The following is a 23,405-nucleotide window of genomic DNA, read 5'->3' on the forward strand; positions in this document are numbered from 1 at the left end:
GCCGGCTTGCCGGCGATAGCTGTCTAATTGCCCCTCAAGCAATCCATTTTCGATCCCCGGTAAAACTGATCGTCAGCCAGCGCGCCGCGTCCGGCCTGCCCAGCCCTGTGGATATCTCTTCGCGCAACCTGTCCAGGGTGGCGACGTTATCCACCGGGTAATCCGCCGGCAGCACCACATGAATCTCGATAAACCGCGCCCGCCCGTGCTTCTGCACGTAGGACACGTAGTCGTCAAAACCATGCCTGGCCTGGGCCGCGTCCATCACTTCGCGCACCTTGCCGTCCAGTTGGTCCGGCACAATCCCCAGCACGTCGCGTAGCGCCGGGCGCAGGATCTTGAAGGCCGGCGCCAGCATGCTCAACGCCAGCAAAATCAATATCAGCGGGTCGACGTACACCGCCCATTGCCCATAGCCCTGGGACTTGAGCAACAAGGCGGCCAGGAAGCTCACCAGCAGCCCCACCGACAGCATCGCGTCCACCAGCCAACTGATGTTGTCGAACTGGATCAGCGACGATTTGAGCGTGCGATTGCGGTAACGCACATAGAAGAAGTAGGCGAACTCGACGACGGTAAACACCGCCGCATAGATGATCACCAGGCCCAACTCGATATCGCGCCCGCCGTTGATAATGCCGAACACACCGTTGAGAAACGCATAGATGGCGATCAACAGCAAAAAGCTGCCTTCGATCAGCAACACCATCGGCTCCAGGTGCCAGTAGCCGAACTGGAAACGCTCGTTGCTTTTCTTGGCGATCAGCTTGGCCGTGATCAGCATCAGCACCTTGATGGCGGTGGCGATCAGCGAGAAAAAGCCGTCGAATAAAATCGATTGGGCGCCCGACACCACACCCGTGACAATCCCGGCGATCGCTACCGCGAACATCAGAATCGTCGATTGTTTGAGCAGCGACTGCTCACCTCGGTTACTCACATATCCTCCTGTCAAAACCTTTGAACCGCACAGCGCGGCGGGGTTTTCAGGGGTGGAGTGTACCTTATGTCCTGTTTTGGCCGATTTGCCGCATATTTAAGGCTGACAAAAACCTGTGGCGAGGGAGCTTGCTCCCGCTGGGCTGCGAAGCCGCCCCAAAAAAGCCAGGGCCGCTTCGCGCCCCAGCGGGAGCAAGCTCCCTCGCCACAACAGCTCGACGAACTTAAGCCTTGGCACCGCGCTCAATCGCAAACCCGGCCCAGGTCTGGCTCACTGGCATCAGCTCCAGGCGGTTGATGTTCACATGGGCCGGTGTGTTGAGCACCCAGAAGATCGTGTCTGCGATGTCTTGCGGCTGGATCGGCTCGGCACCGGCATAAGTCGCGTCATAACGCGCCTGGTCACCGGCAAACCGTACCAGCGAGAACTCGCTTTCACACAGCCCCGGCTCGATGTTGGTCACCCGTACGCCAGTGCCCTGCAAATCACACCGCAGGTTCAGCGAGAACTGTTTGACGAAGGCCTTGGTGCCGCCATACACGTGGCTGCCCGGGTACGGGTAGCTGCCGGCGATGGAGCCGAGGTTGATGATGCCGGCACCACGGCCATGGGCGATCAGGCGCGGCAACAGCAGGCTGGTGGTGGTCAGCAGGCCCTTGATGTTGGTGTCGACCATGGTTTCCCAATCGTCGAGGCTGCACTTGGGCGCCGGGTCGGTGCCCACCGCCAGGCCGGCGTTGTTGATCAGCCCGCGCAGCGTGGCGAAGGACGGCGGCAAGTTGGCAATCGCCTCCTCCATGGCCTTGCGGTCACGCACGTCCACCACCAGGCCGTGCACTTCGGTCTGCTTGGAAAGCTCGGCGCACAGGGCGTTCAGACGCTCTGCGCGGCGGCCGGTGAGCACCAGTTTCCAGCCGGCTTCGGCAAAAAGCCGGGCACAGGCTTCGCCAAAACCCGAGGTCGCGCCAGTAATAAACAGCGTATTGGACATGGTGTTCTCCTTGCAGGGCTACGAGGTAAAAAATCAGCCAGCAGAATGCCCGGCTGCCGGGCTGGCGGCAACTGATACAGGCTGTGGACACAGGTGAACGCTGCTCATACTGTACGAAATTCAACCAATCACTCAAAGCCCATACCCACCGTGGCGTGCAGCGATGTGCGCGCACCTTATCCACAGCCCCGTCCACAGTCTTTGGGGGCAACTGCAAAAGCTGAGAGCCGCGGTATACAAGGCTTTCAGCGCGATTCAAAAAGTTTTTTGCTTGACCTTGGCCAAGCCGTATGTAGCCCGGTGCAAAACGGTGCAATCAGGACGATGGCTCCAGGCCAGTCATTCCGGCCTCTGCGGCACTCTTTCCAGAGTTTAGTCACAGACTTATCCACAGGCTGGCGTGACATATTCCAGTCATATACCTGTGTCTTTAAACAGGTTGACAAAACCCTCGGGCGGTCGCGAAAAAGTCACTGGTCAATAAACAACCACCGCGCTGCAAGCCACGAAAACAAAGGCCTCCAGCCAGCTACTCCCACGTTACCCACAGCCGGTTCCACAGCGGTTGGGGACAAGTCAAAACTGTGACAAAACAGGGATTTGCGGCGGCTATATGTCGCGCTTTGGCAGGTGCCTGGATTTGTTGTCCACAATTTCAGGAAAGCGCTGCGGGTAGCCCAAAAACAAATGTGGGAGCCGAAGCTCCCACACAGGTATTACCGCTGAATCAGCAATCAATGCCCACCCAGATAAGCGTTACGCACCTCTTCATTCACCAGCAACTCCTTGCCGGTGCCTGTGAGGCGAATCTCGCCATTGACCATCACGTACGCCCGGTCAGACAAACGCAACGCGTGGTTGGCGTTCTGCTCCACCAGGAAGATGGTCATGCCGGTAGACGCCAGCTCCCGCAGCGTGGCGAAGATCTGCTTCACCACGATCGGCGCCAGCCCCAGGCTCGGCTCGTCCAGCAGCAACAGCTTGGGCCGGCTCATCAGCGCGCGGGCGATGGCGAGCATTTGCTGCTCGCCGCCCGACATGGTCATCGCCCGCTGGTTACGCCGCTCCTTGAGCCGCGGGAACAGCTCGAACATGCGCTGCATGTCCTCGGTGGCGAACTTGTCACCAATCGGGATGGTGCCCATCAGCAGGTTTTCCTCGACGGTCATGTCGGGGAACACCCGCCGGCCTTCCGGCGACTGTGCAATGCCGTTGGAGGCGATGTAGTGGGACGACTTGTGGGTAATGTCGACACCGCGGTAGATGATCTGCCCGGACTCGGCCCGTGGCTGGCCGAAGATCGACATCAGCAGCGTGGACTTACCCGCGCCGTTGGAGCCAATCAGGCTCACGGTTTCACCTTCGTTGATGTGCAACGAGACTTTCTTCAAGGCCTGGATCGGGCCGTAGAATACGTCCAGGTCTTTCAGTTCGAGGATTGGCTCACTCATACCAGCTCCTCTTCATCAGCGCCCAGGTAAGCCGCGATCACTTTAGGATCGTTGCGGATCGCTTCCGGGCCGCCTTCGGCAATCACGTTGCCGTGGTCCAGCACCACAATGTGGTCGGAAATACTCATCACCATGCCCATGTCGTGTTCGATCAGCACCACCGTCAGGTCGTGTTCGTCGCGCAGCAGGCGAATCATCGCGCTGAGGGCTTCGGTTTCCTGGGGGTTGAGGCCGGCAGCCGGCTCATCCAGGCAGATGATCTGCGGCCGAGTGCACATGGCGCGGGCGATTTCCAGGCGGCGTTGCTGGCCGTAGGACAGCTCGCCGGCCAGGCGGTTGGCGCAGTCCACCAGGTCTACCACTTCCAGCCAGTAGAACGCATGGTCGAGGGCATCGCTTTCAGCCTTGCGGTAGCCCTTGGTGTTGAGGATGCCCGCGAGCATGTTGCGGTTGACCCACATGTGCTGGGCCACCAGCAGGTTTTCCACCACCGACATTTCCTTGAACAGGCGAATGTTCTGGAACGTGCGCGCCAGGCCCGCACGGTTCACCAGGTGGGTGCCGCCGAACATTTTGTAGAACACCCGGCTGAAGAAACTTTTCGGTGAGACAAAGTCGGTGACCTTGAAGCGCTCGCCCAGCAGTTGGATCACGTTGGTCTGTTTGCCGCGCACATTGAGTTCGATCTTGCCGCCGGAGGCTTTGTAGAAACCGGTCAAGCAGTTGAACACTGTGGTCTTGCCGGCGCCATTGGGGCCGATCAGGGCGAAGATCGAGTTGCGTTTGACCTGCAGGCTCACATCGCTCAAGGCCTTGATGCCACCGAAGTGCATCATCAGGTGTTCCACAGAGAGGACGACTTCCTTGCTCATGGCGCCACTCCTTTGCGTGGGACTACACCGGTACGGCTGATGCGAATCAGGCCTCGTGGTCGCCAGATCATCATCACCACCATCAACACGCCAAACAGCAACACGCGGTATTCAGAGAAGCTGCGCAGCAACTCCGGCGCCACGGTCAGCACGAATGCGGCGATCACCACGCCGACGGTCGAACCCATGCCGCCCAACACCACGATGGCCAGGATCAGCGCCGACTCGAAGAAGGTAAACGACGACGGGTTGACGAAGCCCTGGTAGCTGGCAAAAAACACCCCGGCCAAACCGGCAGTCGAAGCGCCAATGGTGAACGCCGAGAGTTTCACCAATACGTGGTTGAGGCCCATGGAACGGCAGGCGATTTCATCTTCGCGCAAGGCTTCCCAGGCGCGGCCCACCGGCATGCGGGTCAGGCGGTGCTTGATGTACAGCACCAGCAGCACCACCAGGAACAGCACGATATAGATAAACAGGAATTTGAAGTTGGGGTTGTAGTCGATGCCGAAGAACTCGTGGAACGGCACCCCGCCATCCTTCGCCTTGCGCACGAATTCCAGGCCGAAAAACGTTGGCGACGGCACAGGCATGCCGTTCGGGCCACCGGTAAACGACAGCCAGTTGTTCAGCACCAGGCGGATGATTTCACCGAAGCCCAGGGTCACGATCGCCAGGTAATCACCGTGCATTCGCAGCACCGGGAACCCGAGTATGCACCCCGCCAACGCCGCGCAAATGGCCGCCAGTGGCAGCACTGACCAGAAGCCCAAACCCAGGTACTGATAACCCAGCGCCAGGCCATAGGCACCGATGGCGTAGAACGCCACGTAACCCAGGTCGAGCAGCCCGGCCAGGCCCACCACGATGTTCAGGCCCAGGCCCAACAACACGTAGATCAGGCCGAGGATCACCACGGTCAACAGGTATTTATTGGCGAAGAACGGGAACACGATGGCAATCACGATCAACGCCGGGATGATCCAGCGCAGGCGCGACTTGTAGTCTGGCTTGAGTACATGCACACCGGAGCCGGTGCTTTCAAACCCCTGCAGAATCCGCAGGCCCTTGGGGGTTTGCAGGAACAGGCTCATGGCAAACCGGCCGACCATCACAATGGCCACCAGGATGCCGACACGCGCCGGTTGCAGGTTGAAGCTGTAGCCGTCGAGGACCACGCCGACGATCGGACCGAACACGATCAGCGAAATCAGCCCGGCGAGTACCGCATCGACGACACTTTTCTTGATATCGATAGAGTAGGCAGCAGACATAGTTATACCTTCGCCACGAGTGGGCGACCGAGCAGGCCCTGGGGACGGAAAATCAGGATCACCACCAGCAGGGAGAAACTGAACACGTCTTTGTAGTCAGAGTTGATCAACCCCGAGAACAGCGACTCGGAAATACCCAGGATGATCCCGCCCAGCATGGCCCCAGGCAGGGAACCGATGCCGCCGAGTACCGCAGCGGTAAATGCCTTGATGCCGATGATGAAGCCGGCATAGAAGTCGAACGTGCCGTAGTTCAAGGTGATCAGCACACCGGCCAGCGCGGCCATGGCGGCACCAATCACGAATACGTAGGAGATGACCCGGTCGGTGTTGATACCGAGGATCGACGCCATCTTGCGGTCTTGCTGGGTGGCGCGGCACATGCGGCCGAGCTTGGTGTACTTGATGATATAGGTCAGCAGGCCCATGCCGACGAACGCGGCCACCAGGATGAACACCTTGGTGTAGGTCAACTGCACGAAGCCGGTGCCGATGTCGACTCTCCAGGCGCCGGCCAGCAGCGTCGGGATGCCTTGTTGCTTGGCGCCCTGGGCGATCTGCGCGTAGTTCTGCAGGATCAGCGAGATACCGATGGCGCTGATCAGCGGTGCCAGTCGGGTGGAGTTGCGCAACGGTTTGTAGGCGACACGCTCGATGACCCAGCCGTAAACGCCTGTGACAACGACGGTAAAGATCAGGGTGCCAAGAATGAGCAGCGGGAAGGATTCGATGCCGAAGTAAGCCAGCAGTGCCAGACTGATCGCCGCGAGGTAAGCGGAAATCATATAAACCTCGCCGTGGGCGAAGTTGATCATGCCAATGATGCCATAGACCATTGTGTAGCCGATGGCGATCAGGCCATAGACCGACCCGAGGGTCAGCCCATTGACCAGTTGCTGCAGGAAAATACCATCCATAACGCAATCTCACGCAGTGAGAGCCTGCACACCTGTGGGTGTGCGGATCTTCTAGGAGGAAAAGACAGACACAAAAGGGGCTGGCAACCAAGTCCCCGTGTGGAAGCTGGCTTGTGTGGGAGCCGGGCTTGCCCGCGATGCAGACACCTCGAAATGTCAGTCAAACCGAGGTGACGCTATCGCAGGCAAGCCAGCTCCCACAAAAGCCCGGCTCCCACAGGGTCAAGTGGCGTCTAACCGATCGCGCTCACGTTACTTCTGCTTTTCCAGCTGGTGATATTTGCCGTCCTTGTCCCACTGGTAAACCACGTAGTCGGAGATTTTCAGGTCACCCTTGGTGTCCCAGTTCTTCTCGCCCATGACGGTTTTGACCGGGTGGGCTTTCAGCCATTTGGCTGCGTCTTCGCCCTTGTCGGACTTGGCGCCGTTGAAGCCAGCCGCCAGGGCCTGGACCGACGCGTAGGCGTACAGGGTGTAGCCTTCAGGCTCGGTGCCATTTTTGCGGAACTCTTCCACGACGGTCTTGCTGTCTGGCAGCAGGCGCGGGTCGGCGCCGAAGGTCATGTACACGCCATTCACGTACTGCGCACCACCTGCGGTAGCGACCAGTTCGTCGGTGACCACGCCATCATCGGACATGAACTTGACGTCTTTGAGGCCGGCTTCACGAATCTGGCGAACCAGTGGACCAGCTTCCGGGTGCAGGCCGCCGAAGTACACGACGTCAGCCCCGGTGGAGCGGATCTTGGTGACCAGCGCGCTGAAGTCTTTCTCGCCACGGGTCAGGCCTTCTTCCAGCACCGGCTTCACGCCGCGCTTGGTCAACTGCGCCGCGGTGGCGTCAGCCAGGCCTTTGCCGTAAGTGTCCTTGTCATTGATAACTGCGACTTTCTTGCCCTTGAGCACGTCGACGATGTAGTCGCCGGCCACGATGCCTTGCTGGTCGTCACGACCACACATGCGGAACACCGCCGACAGGCCGCGCTCGGTGACCTGCGGGTTGGTGGAGCCCGGGGTGATCATGATCACGCCCGCATCGGCATACACCTCGGAGGCTGGAATGGTGTTCGACGAGCAGAAGTGCCCGACCACGCCAATCACTTTGTCCTGGTCAACCAGGCGGTTGGCCACGGCCACGGCCTGCTTGGGTTCGCAGGCGTCGTCGCCGGCCACCAGCTTGATCTGCTCGCCGTTGATACCGCCGGCCTTGTTGATGACGTCGGCCGCCGCCTGGGCACCTTTCATGTACTGCTCACCAAATGCCGCGTTGGCGCCGGTCATCGGCCCCGCTACGCCAATCTTCACATCAGCTTGAGCAAACGCAGAAACACCCAGCGCCGCAGCAACGGCGAGGGCTAGAAAACCTTTCTTGTAAAACGTCTGGGACATGAGTGGTGCTCCGAGGTTTTTGTTGAATTGGCATTCTTTTGATAACAGCCGGCTTCACTTCAAAAGCTTTCGGAAAGCCCAGAGCAAGCGGCGTGCCATCACGTTTTTATTATTCAAAAAGACACGGTGTCATTGTTATTACAGGTTTTTGGGCGCCTTTTGATTGGACGTGCAACCGTCTAACTCAACCGGGTGCAACCATTGGATCCATAAAGTGCAACCCGACGGATCAAGCACTGCAACCCGGCCATTAAACGGCCACCCTTGAACCTGTAACAGCGTGCGTAACGGAAGTGCACATTTACAGTGCGTTACTGCTACGACTCGCACCAATACAGATTAGTAGCCGGCTAAGAAAATGCAGGCTTCTGAGCGGTATTTCGTTGATCAGATCACGATCCGCAGGCATTGCCCCGCGTGATACAGCGAGAATCCCGCCTCGTATAAACAGCTGCGCAGGCCCACCCCGGCCAACGGCTGCATCGGCGCGAACGGAATCGGCAACGCCTGGGGATCCTGGTGACACAGGTAGTCTGCAAAGGCTTTGCCCACGACGCTGCCGGTGGTCACGCCACGCCCGTTGTACCCGGTGACCGCCACCAGCCCGGGCGCCGGCTCGAACAGACGCATCAGGTGGTCCGGGGTGAAGGCGATGCAGCCGGTCCAGGTGCATTCCCACTGCACCGGCTTGAGGTACGGGAAGTAGTGTTGCTGCACCCGATCGGCCCAGGCTTTGAGAAACCAGGCAGGTTTCTGGTTGCCGTTACCCAGGCTGCCGAGCAATAGCCGGCCTTCGGCATCGCGGCGGATGCTGCTGAGTACCTGGCGCGTGTCCCAGGAGCCTTGGCCGCCGGGCAGGATGTGTTGCGCGGCTTCGTCAGTCAGTGGGGCCGACGCCACCTGATAGTAAAAGCCGGGGAAAAAGTTGCGGCGCAGTTCGGTCCAGTCACCTTCGGTGTAGGCGTTGGAGGCGATCACCACATGTTCGGCCTGCACCGAGCCTTGGGCAGTTTGCACAGACCAGTGCTGGCCCTGGCGCTCCAGTTGAGTGACCGGGGAATGATCGAACAACTGCCCGCCGAGCCCCGCGGCGGCGTTCGCCAAACCGCTGGTGTAAGCCATCGGGTTCAAGGTGCCGGCACGCCGGTCCAGCAAGGCGGCGGCAATCTTCCTGGTGCCCGTGGCCTGTTCGCACGCAGCGCCGGTCAACAGCTCCACCGGTGCGCCGCGCCGCTTCCACTGTTCTTCACGGCTGCGCAAATCCGCCTCGCCACGGGCGTTGTGCGCCATGTGCAAGGTGCCCTCGCGGCGCAATTGGCAGTCGATGTTGTATTTGTCGATCAGGCTGAACACCAGAGACGGTGCCGCGCCAAGCATACGGTTGAGCTGGCTGCCCACTTCAGTACCAAAACCGGCCTCGATCTCGTCCGGCGGGATCCACATCCCGGCGTTGACCAGGCCCACGTTGCGCCCCGAACCACCCTGGCCGGTGCGATGGGCTTCGAGTACGGCAACGCTTTTACCCTGTTCCAGCAAGTGAATGGCCGCCGACAAACCGGTGATACCGGCGCCGATCACGCACACATCCACATTGACCTCGCCCTTGAGCGCGGCACGATCCGGCCGGCCAGGGGTGAGTTGTTCCCACAAACACGCTTCGCGCAATGCCATTGCCAGACTCCGATGAGACCTAACAAACCACTATTGTTGATGTGCGAACCCGATCAAATGTAGGAGCTGGCTTGCTGTGGCGAGCGGGCTTGCCCCGCGCTGGGCTGCGAAGCAGCCCCATCAATCTGTGGTGAACCCGACGGGGGACAAGCCCCCTCACCACAGCAAGCCAGCTCCTACATTGACCGCACTTTGAGCAGAGATTTAGTCGAAGGTGATGCCCTGGGCCAGCGGCAATTCCAGCGAGTAGTTCACGGTATTGGTCTGGCGACGCATGTACCCGCGCCATGCATCCGAACCCGACTCACGCCCGCCACCGGTCTCTTTCTCACCGCCAAACGCGCCACCAATCTCCGCGCCGCTCGGCCCGATGTTGACGTTGGCGATCCCGCAGTCACTGCCCACGGCCGACATGAACTGCTCGGCTTCACGCACGTCAGTGGTAAAGATGCACGAAGACAAACCCTGTGGCACCGCATTGTTCAGGCGCAGCGCTTCAGCGAAATCGGTATAGCCGACCACGTACAGGATCGGGGCGAAGGTTTCGGTGCACACCACATCACTCTGCTCCGGCATTTCCACAATCGCCGGCGACACGTAGTAAGCGTTGGGGAATTTGTCTTCCAACTGCCGCTTGCCACCAAACACCCGGCCGCCTTCGCTCAAGGCCTGCTCCAGGGCGTCCTGCATGTTTTCGAAGCTGTGTTTGTCGATCAGCGGGCCGATCAGGTTGCCTTCCAGCGGATGGCCGATGCGTACTTTGGAATACGCAGCCTTGAGGCGGGTGACGATTTCTTCTTTCACCGACTCATGGGCAATCAACCGGCGCAGGCTGGTGCAGCGTTGGCCGGCGGTTCCGACGGCGCTGAACAGGATGGCGCGTACAGCCATGTCCAGGTCGGCGCTTGGGCCAAGGATCATTGCGTTATTGCCGCCCAGCTCGAGAATGCTGCGAGCAAAACGTGCGGCGACTTTCGGCGCCACTTCGCGGCCCATGCGGGTACTGCCGGTGGCGCTGATCAACGCGACGCGCGGGTCATCCACCAGCGCGGCGCCGGCATCGCGGCCACCGATGATCACCTGGCTGAGGTACGGCGGCGCATCGCTGAAGTTCTTGAGTACGCGTTCGAACAGCGCCTGGCAGGCCAGGGCTGTGAGCGGGGTCTTTTCCGAGGGTTTCCAGATCACCGCGTTGCCGCAGACCAGCGCCAGCGCGGTGTTCCACGCCCACACGGCCACCGGGAAGTTGAAGGCGCTGATCACGCCGACTACGCCCAGCGGGTGCCAGGTTTCACGCATGTGGTGGCCCGGGCGCTCGGAGGCGATGGTCAAGCCGTACAGTTGACGCGAAAGGCCCACGGCGAAGTCGCAGATATCGATCATTTCCTGCACTTCACCCAAACCTTCCTGGGTGATCTTGCCGGCTTCCCACGACACCAGCTCACCGAGGTCGGCCTTGTATTCGCGCAACACGTCGCCGAACTGGCGCACCAGCTCACCACGACGGGGTGCCGGCACCTTGCGCCAGGCGTCGAATGCATGCTCGGCGCGACTGACCTGCTGCTCCACCTCGGCGGCGCCTTCCCAGTGCACACTGGCAATCCGGCTGCCATCGATGGGCGAATGCACGGGTTGTTTACCCGCCTGGTACAGCGCCGGGTTTACCCCGAGACGATCAAGCAATGCGGCAACCATGGGTCACTCCTTCAATCTTCAAACAGAAATGTGCGCCGCCAGTTCCCGCGACGATCCAGACCTTATTTGTAGCTGGCCCAAGACTTGCCAACAAACGACGATTAGGCGAGATATCATTCCGTTTATTCATGCTAAGAACAAAAAGAGGCGTGCCGTGCTGAATAAAAGACATTTGCCTTCGATCACCGCCTTGCAGTGTTTCGAAGCGGTCACCCGCCACCTGAGTTTCACCCGCGCCGCCGAGGAGCTGAACCTCACCCAGAGCGCCGTCAGCAAACAGGTCGCGCAGCTCGAAGAACTGCTGCAGCACCTGCTGTTTCGCCGGGTGCGCCGCCGTTTGCAGATGACCCCGGCGGGCGATCTGTACCTGGTAGAGGTGCGCAAGATCCTCACGCAGGTGGAGATGTCCACCCACTACCTGCGCTCCTACGGCGGCGAGACCGAAGTATTGCGAGTGTCCACGCCCTACACCTTCGGCGCGCGCTGGCTGGTGCCACGCCTCAAGGGCTGGCGGCTGCGGCATCCGCAGATTCACCTGGACCTGTGCAACGAACAGGAGCCGGACGAGCTGCTGCAAGGCAAGGCGGACCTGGCCTTCTACTTCGGCCAGGGCTCACGGCCCGGCACCGAAAGCTTGAAACTGTTCAGCGAAGAACTGGTGCCCGTGTGCGCGCCCGACAGCCTGCCCGCCCAGCCGTTTACCGACCCCACGCAACTCAGTGAACTGGTGCTGCTGCAAAATGCTTCGCGCCCGCAAGGCTGGCACGACTGGTTCGCCGCCCAGGGTTATCACACCGAGCACAGCTACCACGGGCCGCGTTTTGAGACCTTTTACATGTGCATCCGCGCCGCACAAGTGGGCTGCGGCGTGGCGTTATTGCCAAGGTTCCTGGTGGAAGAGGAATTGGCCGAAGGCAAGCTGGTGATCCCCTGGCAGCACGCGATGCCGAGCCAGGATGCGTATTACCTGGCCTACCCCGAGCACTCGGCGGAGGTGCCCAAAGTGCGCGATTTTGTGAAGTGGATGATGGAGCAAGTCGAGTCAGTTTGATTTTTTTGGCCTGCAATACCGCTATCGCGGGCAAGCCAGCTCCCACCTTTTGGAATGCATTCACCTGTGGGAGCTGGCTTGCCTGCGATGGCGTCAGTGGTCCCACCGAAAAAACTGCTGGCAAAACAGCACAGGTCTATGCGCCACTAGCGCCATTCCTTATCAATTGTGCGTAAAGGTTGGCGCCCATCGCCGACCCGTCTGGAGATTCCCGTTATGAGCGAGAGTGTGTTTGCCGATCGCATCGTGCAGAACCTGCTCGACACCGACTTCTACAAGCTGACCATGATGCAGGCGGTGCTGCACAACTACCCGAACGTGGAAGTTGAATGGGAGTTTCGCTGCCGTAACAGTGAAGACCTGCGCCCGTACCTGGCGGAAATCCGCTACCAGATCGAGCGCCTGGCCGAGTTGAGCCTGAGCCCCGACCAACTGGGCTTCCTGGAACGCATCAGCTTCATGAAGCCGGACTTTCTGCGCTTCCTCGGGCTGTTCCGCTTCAACCTGCGCTATGTGCACACCGGTATCGAAAACGGTGAGCTGTTTATCCGCCTGCGCGGGCCGTGGCTGCATGTGATCCTGTTTGAAGTGCCGATGCTGGCCATCGTCAGCGAAGTGCGTAACCGCTATCGCTACCAAAGCGTCATCCTCGAACAGGCCCGCGAGCAGCTGTACCGCAAGTTCGACTGGTTGACCGCGAATGCCAGCGTCGAAGAATTGTCCGAACTGCAGGTGGCCGATTTCGGCACGCGCCGACGCTTCTCCTACCGCGTGCAGGAAGAAGTGGTGAACGTGCTCAAGCATGACTTCCCCGGGCGTTTTGTCGGCACCAGCAACGTGCACCTGGCCCGCGAGCTGGACATGAAGCCACTGGGCACCATGGCCCACGAGTGGATCATGGCGCACCAGCAACTCGGCCCGCGCTTGATCGACAGCCAGATCGCCGCCCTCGACTGCTGGGTGCGTGAATACCGTGGCCTGCTGGGCATCGCCCTGACCGACTGCATCACTACCGATGCGTTCCTCGGCGATTTCGACCTGTACTTCGCCAAGCTGTTCGACGGCCTGCGCCACGACTCCGGTGACCCGGTGCAGTGGGCCGAAAAGGCCATCGCCCACTACCACAAGCTGGGGATCGAGCCGATGAGCAAGACCCTGGTGTTCTCCGACAGCCTGTCGCTGCCCAAGGCGTTGGAGATTTTCCGCGCGCTGCGTGGTCGGATCAATGTGAGCTTCGGCATCGGCACCAACCTGACCTGTGATATTCCAGGTGTGGAACCGATGAGCATCGTGCTTAAAATGACCGCCTGCAATGGCCAGCCCGTCGCGAAGATTTCCGATGAAGCGGGCAAGACCCACTGCACCGATCCGAACTTTGTCGCCTATTTGCGCCACGTTTTCAAAGTACCTGCCCTACCCAGCAAGGAGTGAATCATGCAAGCCGTACAGCGCGAGATTGCTGAACAGCTCAAGGTCCAGCCGCCGTTCAAGGACCAGGCCGCCCTGGAGGCGGAGGTCGCCCGGCGCGTTACCTTTATCCAGGATTGCCTGCTCAATTCAGGCCTCAAGACGTTGGTGCTGGGCATCAGCGGCGGCGTCGACTCCCTGACCGCCGGGCTTTTGGCCCAACGCGCCATGGAAGAGTTGCGGGCCGCCAAGGGTGACGAGGCCTACCGCTTTATCGCGGTGCGCCTGCCCTACGAAACCCAGTTCGACGAACACGACGCCCAGGCGTCCGTGGACTTTATCGAACCCGATGAACGCCACACGGTGAACATCGGCCCGGCGGTCAAATCCCTGGCCAATGAAGTGGCGGCGTTTGAAGGCAAGGCGGCGGTCTCCCGGGACTTCGTGCTGGGCAACACCAAGGCGCGCATGCGCATGGTGGCGCAGTACACCATCGCCGGCGCGGCCAGTGGTTTGGTGATTGGTACCGACCATGCGGCGGAAGCGGTGATGGGCTTTTTCACCAAGTTCGGTGACGGCGCCTGCGACCTGGCACCGCTGAGCGGGCTGGTAAAAAACCAGGTGCGCGCGATTGCCCGGCACTTTGGTGCACCGGAATCGTTGGTGGAGAAAATCCCGACTGCCGACCTCGAAGACCTGTCGCCGGGCAAGCCGGACGAAGCCTCCCACGGCGTGACCTATGCCGAGATCGATGCGTTCCTGCACGGCGAACCGGTTCGCGAGGAAGCGTTCCGGATCATTTGCGAGACCTATCGCAAGACCGAGCACAAGCGGGTAATGCCGTTTGCACCCTGAGCACTGTAGGAGCGAGCTTGCTCGCGAAGATCGTCAACGAAAACGCGCCCATCCTGGATGAGCGCGGTGCCCTTGAGGTTTTCGCGAGCAAGCTCGCTCCTACAAGGGTGATTACTTCAGGGTCACAGTGCCTTTCATCATCGAGATGTGGCCTGGGAACGAGCAGAAAAACGCGTAGTCAGTGCCTGCCGCCAGCTTCGACACATCGAAGGTCACGGAGTCTTTTTCGCCGGCACCAATGATCTTGGTGTGGGCGATGATGCGGGTGTCACCGTCTTTCAGGTAGTTCTTGTCGATGCCGGCAGCCATGCCGTCGCTGGCGATGCCAGGCATGTCGGCGGCGGAACTCAGCACCCAGTTATGGCCCATGACGTTCTTCGGCAAGCTGCCGGAGTGGGTCAACTCAACGGTGAACGTCTTGCAGCTCTTGTCGATTTCGACGGCCTTGGTGTTGAAGGACATCTGGTCAGTGGAGTCGACAGTGACCTTGCACTCTGCAGCAAGCAACTGGCCGCTAGCCAGAGTCAGCAGGGAAACAGCAACGAGTTTGGCAAACATGTGAATCTCCAGGGCAGGGTTTAAAAAACGCATATTGCGACAAGGGTGCCTGAACCAGGCAGGGTTTCATATGATCTGTATCAACAGATTGTATACAACTTTAGGCTATCAGACTCATCGACACAATCTACCGGCCAAAGTATGAATGCCGGCCTATGATCGGCTCATCACCCTTGCGCAGTCCTGACCATGCACCTCAATAGCCTGTTTCGCAGCCTGCTTGCCGCCTATGCCTGTGGTGCCAGCGGCACGTATGAAACACCTCGACGCGAGGTTTAATCCTTTGAGAGACGCAGCCCAGCCTTTACTCTTTAGCCACAACTGAGTGGAGTCCGGTATGTCCTTGAAGTCTGTCTGTGTGTTTTGCGGTGCCAGCAGCGGCGCCGACCCGGCCTACCGCGAAGCCGCCGTCGCCCTTGGGCGCGCGTTGGCCGAGCGCAAGCTCACCTTGGTGTACGGCGGCGGTGCCGTGGGCCTGATGGGGATCGTCGCCGATGCAGCGCTGCAAGCCGGTGGCGAGGTAATCGGGATTATTCCCGAAAGCCTCAAAGTCCTGGAAATCGGCCACAAGGGCCTCACCCGCCTGGAAGTGGTCGACGGTATGCACGCCCGCAAAGCGCGCATGGCCGAGTTGAGTGACGCGTTCATTGCGTTGCCGGGCGGCCTGGGCACCCTGGAAGAACTGTTCGAAGTCTGGACCTGGGGCCAGCTTGGCTACCACGGCAAACCGCTGGGCTTGCTTGAAGTGAACAGTTTTTACCGCAAATTGACCGATTTTCTTGATCATATCGTCGGCGAAGGTTTCGTCCGCGCACCGCATCGTGCCATGCTGCAAATGAGCGAATCGCCGGCTGAGCTGCTTGACGTACTGGATGCCTGGCAACCGCTGGTCCTGCCCAAATGGGTGGACCAAAAACCCGATTAACCCTTGGGACGCGATTAAAGGCAGAATACGCGCCGCTCAACCTCACCTTCGACCCCAGAGGATCGCCCATGGCAAAACCTAATTACTCCTTCGCCAAACGTCAGAGAGACTTGGCCAAAGAGCAGAAGAAAGAGGAAAAGCTGCAGCGCAAGAAAACTGCAGCCGACGAAGAAGCCGGTGCACTGGACCCGGATGCTGAAGGTACTGTGGCTACAGACGAAACCGAAGCACCGAAAGATCAGGCGCCCGACGCCTGAGAACCACTGGATTTATGTAGGAGCCGGCTTGCCGGCGATCGGGCCGGATGATCATCAGAGATCTCAAGGTCGCCATCGCCGGCAAGCCGGCTCCTACGGTGGTTCTGTCATTCCAGCGGCATTACCGTCACCCGCACTTCCGGGTCATGGCTCCCTCCTCCCAGAATCACCCCCCGCAACGGCGAGACATCGGAAAAATCCCGGCCCCAGGCCAGGGTGATGTGTTCCAGTGCCGGCTGCACATTGTTGGTCGGGTCAAAATCCACCCACCCCGACACCGGGCAAAATACCGACACCCACGCGTGGGACGCATCTGCGCCGATCAATCGTGGCTGGCCGGGCGGTGGCTGAGTCAACAGGTAACCACTGATATACCGCGCCGCCAGGCCCCGGGAGCGCAGGCACGCGAGCATCAGGTGGGCGAAGTCCTGGCACACGCCGCGACGGCGCTCCAGCACTTCCACCAGCGGCGTGGCGACCTGGGTGGCTTCGGCATCGAAGGTGAATTCGCTGAAGATTTTCTCCATCAACGCCTGCACACCCAACAACAACGGGCGACCTGCCGGGAAACAGTCCTCGGAGAACTCGACGAAGCTTTTCTTCAAATGCACGTAGGGCGATTCGAACCGATAGCGGCACGCTTCGATCACCTCAGCCGAAAGAGGTTGGCTGCTGTAGGTCAGGCCGTTACGGATCTGGTCCCAGGCCGGCGACAGGCTGAAATCCAGCACCGGGCGCGCCAGCACTTCCACCGTCAGCCCGGCGTTCACCAACAGCTCATCGTGGGGCCGCTCGAATGCCAGCCGGGTGATCGGGTTGCCAAACACGTCCAGCTCATCCCGGCGCGAGGTCGGTTCGGGGCTGATTTCCAGTTGCTGCGAGCTGCAGCGCTGCCAGGCGCAAGGCCGCGGCCACAAATGCGCCAGTTGCTGCGCCAGGGACACCGGGCTGTCGTAGTGGTAATGGGTATCGTGGAAAATCTGGTAGCGGGCACTCATCACACAGACACCGTTTGCTGGCTGACATCATCCACATGGGCAAAATGGCGCAAGGCCAGGCGGTCGGAGACTTGCCCGCTTTCATCGGCCACCGCTTGCAAAAGGTCCGCCAGGCCGTCCAGCGCGGCACGCACGCTGGCCTCGCCGAACAGCGGGTTTTCCAGGCAGCCCAGGTCAAACCGCGCCAGGCGCTCCACCAACGGCGCGAGCCCGGTTTCGCGGGGCACGCCGAAATCATCATTAAGGCGACGCAGGGTGCGGCTCACCAGTTTGAGCTGGAACAGCACCGCATGGGGGTTCTGCTCGTCCAGCAGCAACAGGTCCAGCACCGGGATCAATTGCGGCACCGCAAGGTAACGCGAGCGGTAGGTGATGCTGCTGTTGCCCAACTCCAGCAACCACTCCAGCCCGGCCTGATCAAACACTGCAACGCCGCGCAGGAAGGCCGCGAGGCTGCTGCTGAGAAACTGCAGACGCTCGATGCGCCGGCCCATCATCAGGAAGCGCCAGCCTTCGTCGCGGGTCATGTCGTCGAGGGCAAAGCCCGACAGCGCGGCCAGGGACATCACCAGGCGGTTGAGGAAGTCGAGCAGTTCGCCAAAATCCGGCTCTTCGCTTTCCAGCTCCATGGCTTCGCGCTGCAACTCCACCAGCGCTTGCCAGTTTTCCCGGGACAGCTTGCCGCGCACCTGGGACGCCGCCCACTGCAAGCGCTGCAAGTTGGCGCGCAGGCTCGATGGCCAGTCATCACCGAGCAACGCTGCCTGGAGCCGCTCAGGCAGTTCGCCCTCTTCGGGCAACAGTCGCAGGTTCTCGCCCAGCTCGACCGCCGCCTGCAGCGCCAGCGGGTCGTCTCCATCGACATAGCGGGCGAGGACGATCCGCAGCCAGCGCGCATTGTCATCACAGCGCTCGCAATAGCGGCCAAACCAGAACAGGTTTTCCACCACCCGCGAGGGCAGGTACGGATCACGTCGCACCAGGTCGTGGGCGCCAATCGCCCGCTGGGCGCGCCAATGTTCGGTGCCGTGGGCGCGCTCGCCCAGCACCCAGGTGTCTTTGCTCGCACCGCCGCGCTGCATCGACACCACTTCGGCATCGGCCTCGGCGGCCACGCGGGTCAGGCCGCCGGGCAGTACCCGATAACCGTCGGCGCTGGCGACGGCGTACACGCGCATGCCGATGGCACGGTGTTGCAGGTGATCATCGACTGTGTGCCAGACCGGCGCCTGGGACAACTGCGCCAGTTCCTGGGCGACGTAGGCGTAAGGTCGCGCCTGCATGCGCTCGGCCAGGGCCTGGCGTTGATCCTCATTCAGGTCGCGGCCAAACACCGGGGTAAAGCTTTGCGACGGGAAAGCTGGTTTGATCAGCAGCTCCGGGAGCTTTTCCAGGGCTTCGGCCAGCACCGGCGGCTCACCGCACCACCAGGTGGCGATGGACGGCAGGATCAGGTCTTCGCCAAACAGGAACTGATTGATCTTCGGCAAAAAGCCCAGCAGGCCGGGCGACTCCAGCACACCACTGCCCAGCGCGTTGGCCACCAGCACATTGCCCTGGCGCACGGCATCCAGCAGGCCGGGCACGCCGAGGGCCGAGTCGGTGCGCAGCTCCAGCGGGTCGCAGAAGTCGTCGTCCAGGCGACGCATGATCGCGTGCACCCGGCGCAGGCCGCTGAGGGTTTTCAGGTAGACGGTGGCGTCGCGCACGGTCAGGTCGCCGCCTTCCACCAGCGGGTAGCCGAGTTGGCGGGCAAGGTACAGATGCTCGAAATAACTTTCGTTGAAACGGCCCGGGGTCAGCAGCACGATCAGCGGTGACTGGTCGTCGCTCGGTGCCTGGCGGGCCAGGGTTTCCTGCAAGGTGCGGAAGAACCCGGTGAGGTGCTGCACCTGCAAGTCACGGTACAGGTCCGGGAATGCGCGGGACACGATGGTGCGATTTTCCAGGGCATAACCGGCGCCGGAAGGAGCCTGGGTACGGTCTGCGGTGACCCACCAGCGGCCGTCGGGCGTGCGCGCCAGGTCCACGGCGTACAGGTGCAGGTAGGCGCCGTCGGGCGGCTGGATGCCCTGGCAGGGCCACAGGAAATTGTTATGGCCAAACACCAGTTCGGCCGGCAGCAAACCTTCGGCGATCAAGCGTTGCGGGCCGTAGAGGTCGGCCAGTACCGCATTGAGCAGGCGTGCACGCTGGGCAATTCCGGCCGAGAGTTGCTTCCACTCATCGGCGGCCAGCACGTGGGGCAACAGGTCCAGCTCCCACGGGCGATCGGCGCCCTTGGGGTCGGCGTAGACGTTGTAGGTCACGCCGTTTTCCTGGATCTGCCGGGTCAGCAACGCCTGGCGCTGGGCCAACTGCGCCGGGGTGCTGCGTTGCAGGTGATCGAGCAGGCGCTGCCAATGGGCGCGAACCGCGCCGCTGTCGTCCAGCAGTTCGTGATAGGTGCCCGCGGTCAGCGGGTAACGGTCGAGCAAGTCGGGCATGGAACGCTCGGCAGGGGCAAGGGAAGTCAGTATGTGGGCGCCGGGCTTGCCCGCGATGCAGGCACCTCGGTGTATCTGGTGTACCGAGGTGATGCTATCGCAGGCAAGCCAGCTCCCACATTAGAGATTTGTCGCTTTCGGGATTATGTAGATTCAATCCTCTGTCTTTTTTGCAAAGCGCCGCAAATCCAGGGTCATCGGCAATTCGTCATTGATCACCACGCTCGGCACCGGCAATTTACCGGGGCTGTGGCCCAGGCGGAAAAACCGCGCCATGCGCCGGCTTTCAGCTTCATTGGCGTTCACCGGCAGGCTGTCGTAGTTGCGCCCGCCCGGATGGGCGACATGGTACTGGCAACCACCCAGCGAGCGCTGCATCCACGTGTCCAAAAGATCAAATACCAGCGGCGCATGCACCGCAATCGTCGGCTGCAAACAGTTGGCCGGTTGCCAGGCGCGATACCGCACGCCAGCGACAAACTCGCCGATTCGCCCGGTCGGTTGCAGCGGCACCGGGATGCCGTTGCAGGTCAGCAGGTAGCGCTGGGGCGGCAGGCCGCTCAACTTGACCTGCAGGCGCTCAAGCGACGAATCCACGTAACGCACCGTGCCGCCCACCGCACCCTCTTCGCCCAGCACATGCCAGGGCTCCAGAGCCTGGCGCAGTTCCAGTTCGATACCGCTGACGGCATAGTCGCCGACCTTGGGAAAGCGGAATTCCAGGTGCGCGGCAAACCATTCGGCCCGCAGCGGGTAACCGGCGGCGTTAAGCTCGACGATCACGTCGGCAAAATCCTGCTCGATAAAATGCGGCAGCAGGAAACGGTCGTGCAACTCCGTACCCCAGCGCGCCAGCTTCGGCGGCGCATAGGGTTCACGCCAGAAGCGCGCCACCAGCGCCCGCAGCAGCAGTTGCTGGGTCAGGCTCATGCGCGCATGGGGCGGCATTTCAAAGGCGCGCAGTTCCAGCAGGCCCAGGCGGCCGGTGGCACCGTCCGGCGAGTAGAGCTTGTCGATGCAAAATTCGGCGCGGTGGGTGTTGCCCGTGACGTCGATCAGCAGGTTACGCAGCAAGCGGTCGACCAGCCACGGCGGGCATTCTTCGCCCACTTCGGGCATCTGGGCGAAAGCGATTTCCAGCTCGTACAACGCATCGTTACGCGCTTCGTCGACCCGCGGCGCCTGGGAAGTCGGGCCGATGAACAAGCCCGAAAACAGGTAGGACAATGACGGGTGGTTATGCCAGTAGCTGATCAAACTGCGCAGCAGATCCGGACGGCGCAGGAAGGGCGAATCTTTCGGCGTGGCACCACCGAGCACAAAGTGGTTACCGCCGCCGGTGCCGGTGTGACGTCCGTCGATCATGAACTTTTCAGTGGTGAGGCGGGTTTGCCGAGCCTCCTCATAGAGAAACTCGGTGCGCTCCACCAACTCGTCCCAGGTGGCGGACGGCTGCACGTTGACCTCGATTACGCCCGGGTCCGGCGTAACCCGGAAGTTGCTCAGGCGCGGGTCGCTCGGCGGCTCGTAGCCTTCCAGCAGCACCGGGCAATGCAGTTCTTCGGCGGTGGCTTCGATGGCCGCCACCAGTTCCAGATAATCCTCGACCCGCTCCAGCGGCGGCATGAACAGGTAGAGCCGGCCTTCCCGCGCTTCGGCGCACAGGGCCGTGCGGGTCAGCCAGTCAGCGGATTCGTCGATCTTCGGAATCCGGTCTGTACTCGCCGCCGCCTCGCCATGGCTTTGCAGTTGCGAGGTGGTCGGCAGCTCGGCCAAATCCTGATTGGGATCGGTGGGGTGCACAAATGGGTAGTCGGCGGCCGTCACCCAGGGCTGCGAGGCCAGTGGCAGGCGATAACCCAGCGGCGAATCACCCGGCACCAGGCGGCAATGGTTATCGCGCAGATACCAGCGGCCGCTCTGCCAGCGGTCGTTGGCCGCCGTGCGCGCCAGCGGCAGCACTTGGCCGATGACTTTATCCAGGCCCTGGCTGAAGACTTTGCGCAGGCGATCACGCTCAAGCTTGTCTTCCAGGCGCGGGTCTTCGGCGCTGACGTTTTGCGGCAAGGCGCCTTCACGCCATAGGTAATAGAAATTGTCTTCGTAGGCCGGGAATACAAAGTGCGTCGGCAGTTTCAGGCGTTCGGCGACACTCGCCAGAAAACGCCCGGCCATCAGCCCATCGGCGCCGTAGCTCTCCTGCTCATCGGCAATCAGCGCGCTGTTGTGCCAGATCGGCACCCCGTCGCGGCGCCAGTAGCAGTTCAGAGACCAGCGCGGCAGTTGCTCGCCGGGGTACCACTTGCCCTGGCCGAAATGCACCAGGCCCTTGGGCGCGTAGTGCTTGCGCATGCGCTGGAACAACTCGGCAGACAGCCGGCGTTTGTCCGGGCCCAGGGCGGCGGTGTTCCATTCGGCGCCGTCGGGGTCGTCGATAGAGACGAAGGTCGGTTCGCCCCCCATGGTCAGGCGTACGTCGTCCTTGAGCAGGTCGCCGTCAATTTGCCGGCCCAGGGCCTGAATCGCCAGCCACTGCTCTTCGGTGTAGGGCTTGGTAACCCGTGGGGCTTCCCAAATTCGCTCTACGGACATCTCGTGGGTAAATTCGCACTCGCACGGTTCCACCAGACCACTGATTGGCGCTGCCGATGAAGGATCAGGGCTACAGGCCAACGGGATATGCCCTTCACCAGCGAACAAGCCGGAAGTGGCGTCGAGGCCGATCCAGCCAGCGCCGGGCAAATACACTTCGCACCAGGCATGCAGGTCGGTGAAGTCCACTTCGGTGCCGGATGGGCCATCGAGGGCTTTGACGTCGGCGGTCAGCTGGATCAGATAACCGGACACGAACCGCGCCGCCAACCCGAGGTTGCGCAGCAGTTGCACCAGCAGCCACGCCGAGTCGCGGCAGGAGCCGGAGGCGTTTTCCAGGGTGAATTCCGGGGTTTGTACGCCCGGCTCCATGCGAATCAGGTAGCCGATATCCGCCGCCAGGCGTTGATTGAGGCCCACCAGGAAATCCACCGCCGGCAGCGGTGTGCGGTCGATACCCGCCAGATACGCGGCGAATCTTGGGGTGAGCGGCAACGTTTCCAGGTACGGCGCCAGCTCGCGCTGCTCATCGGCGGCGTAGCTGAACGGGATTTTTTCGGCGTAAGGCTCAAGGAAAAAGTCGAACGGGTTGAATACCGCCATCTCGGCGACCAGGTCGACTTCGATGCGCAACTCGTCGGTCTTTTCCGGGAACACCAGGCGTGCCAGGTAATTGCCCTGGGGGTCCTGTTGCCAATTGATGAAGTGCTGTTGCGGCAGCACCTTCAGCGCGTAGGACAAAATCCGCGTGCGGCTATGGGCCGCCGGACGCAGACGAACAATCTGTGGGCCGAGTTCGACCGCGCGGTCGTAGCGGTAATGCGTAACGTGGTGCAACGCGACATGAATCGACACGGCGGCCTCCTGCGAGCCAGGGCATGAAAACAAAGCGCGCAAGACTTATGCCAGAGCAGTGGTCATTGCACTTTATCGTGGGACCCGGTGCAGTACAGCACCAAAACGGCGCGATGGCTGTGGTCGTGGTGCGAGGGTTGCACATATTTGTGGCGGGAGTGTGAGGGTGGGTGGTGAATCTACCCAAATGACGATGGTGAGCGCACCGCCCTCATCGCAGG

At 61.2% G+C, this 23,405-nt stretch carries 18 protein-coding genes; 5 read left to right on the forward strand and 13 right to left on the reverse strand.

The genetic code is table 11. The annotated features are described in order from the left end of the window. Positions 1-34: 34 nt before the first annotated feature. The 9 genes from ACZRN6_RS18095 to amaB form a co-directional block, all read right to left on the reverse strand. Complete coding sequence (locus tag ACZRN6_RS18095; protein WP_464008435.1) at positions 35-940, reverse strand: cation diffusion facilitator family transporter; 906 nt, start codon at positions 938-940, stop codon at positions 35-37. Between the two features lie 223 nt (positions 941-1,163). Next, positions 1,164-1,931, reverse strand: a complete 768-nt coding sequence (locus tag ACZRN6_RS18100) for an SDR family oxidoreductase (RefSeq protein WP_177083147.1) — start codon at positions 1,929-1,931, stop codon at positions 1,164-1,166. 734 nt (positions 1,932-2,665) lie between these two features. After that, positions 2,666-3,382: an ABC transporter ATP-binding protein gene (locus ACZRN6_RS18105; RefSeq protein WP_010173912.1), complete on the reverse strand. Its 717-nt coding sequence runs from the start codon at positions 3,380-3,382 to the stop codon at positions 2,666-2,668. Next, positions 3,379-4,254, reverse strand: a complete 876-nt coding sequence (locus tag ACZRN6_RS18110) for an ABC transporter ATP-binding protein (protein ID WP_076018031.1) — start codon at positions 4,252-4,254, stop codon at positions 3,379-3,381. Before ACZRN6_RS18110 ends, ACZRN6_RS18105 begins: the two co-directional genes overlap by 4 nt. Beyond that, positions 4,251-5,528 carry a high-affinity branched-chain amino acid ABC transporter permease LivM gene (livM, locus tag ACZRN6_RS18115; protein WP_464008436.1) on the reverse strand — a complete coding sequence of 426 codons (1,278 nt, stop codon included), beginning with the start codon at positions 5,526-5,528 and terminating at the stop codon, positions 4,251-4,253. The genes ACZRN6_RS18110 and livM overlap by 4 nt, the downstream gene beginning before the upstream one ends. A 2-nt stretch (positions 5,529-5,530) precedes the next feature. Then, a complete protein-coding gene (locus tag ACZRN6_RS18120; RefSeq protein ID WP_003217447.1) occupies positions 5,531-6,445 on the reverse strand; it encodes an ABC transporter permease subunit in 915 nt (304 codons plus the stop codon). Positions 6,446-6,697: 252 nt separating this feature from the next. After that, the gene (locus tag ACZRN6_RS18125) at positions 6,698-7,834 is read right to left on the reverse strand and encodes a branched-chain amino acid ABC transporter substrate-binding protein (protein ID WP_464008437.1); all 1,137 of its coding nucleotides are present in this window, start codon (positions 7,832-7,834) and stop codon (positions 6,698-6,700) included. Between the two features lie 387 nt (positions 7,835-8,221). Further along, positions 8,222-9,505: an L-pipecolate oxidase gene (gene amaA / locus ACZRN6_RS18130; protein ID WP_464008438.1), complete on the reverse strand. Its 1,284-nt coding sequence runs from the start codon at positions 9,503-9,505 to the stop codon at positions 8,222-8,224. Positions 9,506-9,709: 204 nt separating this feature from the next. After that, entirely contained in the window at positions 9,710-11,200 is a 1,491-nt protein-coding gene (gene amaB, locus ACZRN6_RS18135) for an L-piperidine-6-carboxylate dehydrogenase (RefSeq protein ID WP_322143009.1), read from the reverse strand. 154 nt (positions 11,201-11,354) lie between these two features. Between amaB and ACZRN6_RS18140 the strand changes: the two genes are divergently transcribed. The 3 genes from ACZRN6_RS18140 to nadE all read left to right on the forward strand — a co-directional run bounded on the left by ACZRN6_RS18140 (position 11,355) and on the right by nadE (position 14,513). Further along, positions 11,355-12,251, forward strand: coding sequence for a LysR family transcriptional regulator (locus tag ACZRN6_RS18140; RefSeq protein WP_322143008.1), 897 nt, complete (start codon positions 11,355-11,357; stop codon positions 12,249-12,251). A gap of 216 nt (positions 12,252-12,467) precedes the next feature. Then, positions 12,468-13,682 (forward strand): nicotinate phosphoribosyltransferase, encoded by a 1,215-nt coding sequence (pncB, locus tag ACZRN6_RS18145; protein ID WP_177041311.1) that lies wholly within the window; start codon positions 12,468-12,470, stop codon positions 13,680-13,682. Positions 13,683-13,685: 3 nt separating this feature from the next. Beyond that, a complete protein-coding gene (gene nadE / locus ACZRN6_RS18150; protein WP_464008439.1) occupies positions 13,686-14,513 on the forward strand; it encodes an ammonia-dependent NAD(+) synthetase in 828 nt (275 codons plus the stop codon). 111 nt (positions 14,514-14,624) lie between these two features. Here nadE and azu read toward each other — a convergent pair whose 3' ends face one another. After that, positions 14,625-15,071, reverse strand: coding sequence for an azurin (gene azu / locus ACZRN6_RS18155; protein ID WP_322143006.1), 447 nt, complete (start codon positions 15,069-15,071; stop codon positions 14,625-14,627). Between the two features lie 337 nt (positions 15,072-15,408). On the opposite strand from azu, the gene ACZRN6_RS18160 reads away from it, so the two are divergent. Both ACZRN6_RS18160 and ACZRN6_RS18165 read left to right on the forward strand, forming a co-directional pair. Further along, entirely contained in the window at positions 15,409-15,996 is a 588-nt protein-coding gene (locus ACZRN6_RS18160; RefSeq protein WP_322143005.1) for an LOG family protein, read from the forward strand. 68 nt (positions 15,997-16,064) lie between these two features. Next, positions 16,065-16,253 (forward strand): hypothetical protein, encoded by a 189-nt coding sequence (locus ACZRN6_RS18165; RefSeq protein WP_322143004.1) that lies wholly within the window; start codon positions 16,065-16,067, stop codon positions 16,251-16,253. A 107-nt stretch (positions 16,254-16,360) separates the two neighbouring features. Here ACZRN6_RS18165 and ACZRN6_RS18170 read toward each other — a convergent pair whose 3' ends face one another. The 3 genes from ACZRN6_RS18170 to ACZRN6_RS18180 all read right to left on the reverse strand — a co-directional run bounded on the left by ACZRN6_RS18170 (position 16,361) and on the right by ACZRN6_RS18180 (position 23,184). Next, complete coding sequence (locus ACZRN6_RS18170; protein WP_464008440.1) at positions 16,361-17,251, reverse strand: transglutaminase family protein; 891 nt, start codon at positions 17,249-17,251, stop codon at positions 16,361-16,363. Next, positions 17,251-19,737, reverse strand: coding sequence for a circularly permuted type 2 ATP-grasp protein (locus ACZRN6_RS18175; RefSeq protein WP_464008441.1), 2,487 nt, complete (start codon positions 19,735-19,737; stop codon positions 17,251-17,253). Before ACZRN6_RS18175 ends, ACZRN6_RS18170 begins: the two co-directional genes overlap by 1 nt. A 153-nt stretch (positions 19,738-19,890) precedes the next feature. Further along, positions 19,891-23,184, reverse strand: a complete 3,294-nt coding sequence (locus ACZRN6_RS18180) for a transglutaminase family protein (protein ID WP_464008442.1) — start codon at positions 23,182-23,184, stop codon at positions 19,891-19,893. Positions 23,185-23,405: the final 221 nt, after the last annotated feature.

The sequence above is a fragment of the Pseudomonas sp. A125 genome (assembly GCF_055409485.1).

Bases quoted from the DNA above. Each gene is read 5' to 3' on its own strand.
- livM (WP_464008436.1), bottom strand. From the start codon at position 5,528: ATGTCTGCTGCCTACTCTATCGATATCAAGAAAAGTGTCGTCGATGCG.
- ACZRN6_RS18120 (WP_003217447.1), bottom strand. From the start codon at position 6,445: ATGGATGGTATTTTCCTGCAGCAACTGGTCAATGGGCTGACCCTCGGG.
- ACZRN6_RS18105 (WP_010173912.1), bottom strand. From the start codon at position 3,382: ATGAGTGAGCCAATCCTCGAACTGAAAGACCTGGACGTATTCTACGGC.
- ACZRN6_RS18170 (WP_464008440.1), bottom strand. From the start codon at position 17,251: ATGAGTGCCCGCTACCAGATTTTCCACGATACCCATTACCACTACGAC.
- amaA (WP_464008438.1), bottom strand. From the start codon at position 9,505: ATGGCATTGCGCGAAGCGTGTTTGTGGGAACAACTCACCCCTGGCCGG.
- ACZRN6_RS18125 (WP_464008437.1), bottom strand. From the start codon at position 7,834: ATGTCCCAGACGTTTTACAAGAAAGGTTTTCTAGCCCTCGCCGTTGCT.
- pncB (WP_177041311.1), top strand. From the start codon at position 12,468: ATGAGCGAGAGTGTGTTTGCCGATCGCATCGTGCAGAACCTGCTCGAC.
- amaB (WP_322143009.1), bottom strand. From the start codon at position 11,200: ATGGTTGCCGCATTGCTTGATCGTCTCGGGGTAAACCCGGCGCTGTAC.
- ACZRN6_RS18175 (WP_464008441.1), bottom strand. From the start codon at position 19,737: ATGCCCGACTTGCTCGACCGTTACCCGCTGACCGCGGGCACCTATCAC.
- azu (WP_322143006.1), bottom strand. From the start codon at position 15,071: ATGTTTGCCAAACTCGTTGCTGTTTCCCTGCTGACTCTGGCTAGCGGC.
- nadE (WP_464008439.1), top strand. From the start codon at position 13,686: ATGCAAGCCGTACAGCGCGAGATTGCTGAACAGCTCAAGGTCCAGCCG.
- ACZRN6_RS18160 (WP_322143005.1), top strand. From the start codon at position 15,409: ATGTCCTTGAAGTCTGTCTGTGTGTTTTGCGGTGCCAGCAGCGGCGCC.
- ACZRN6_RS18100 (WP_177083147.1), bottom strand. From the start codon at position 1,931: ATGTCCAATACGCTGTTTATTACTGGCGCGACCTCGGGTTTTGGCGAA.
- ACZRN6_RS18165 (WP_322143004.1), top strand. From the start codon at position 16,065: ATGGCAAAACCTAATTACTCCTTCGCCAAACGTCAGAGAGACTTGGCC.
- ACZRN6_RS18110 (WP_076018031.1), bottom strand. From the start codon at position 4,254: ATGAGCAAGGAAGTCGTCCTCTCTGTGGAACACCTGATGATGCACTTC.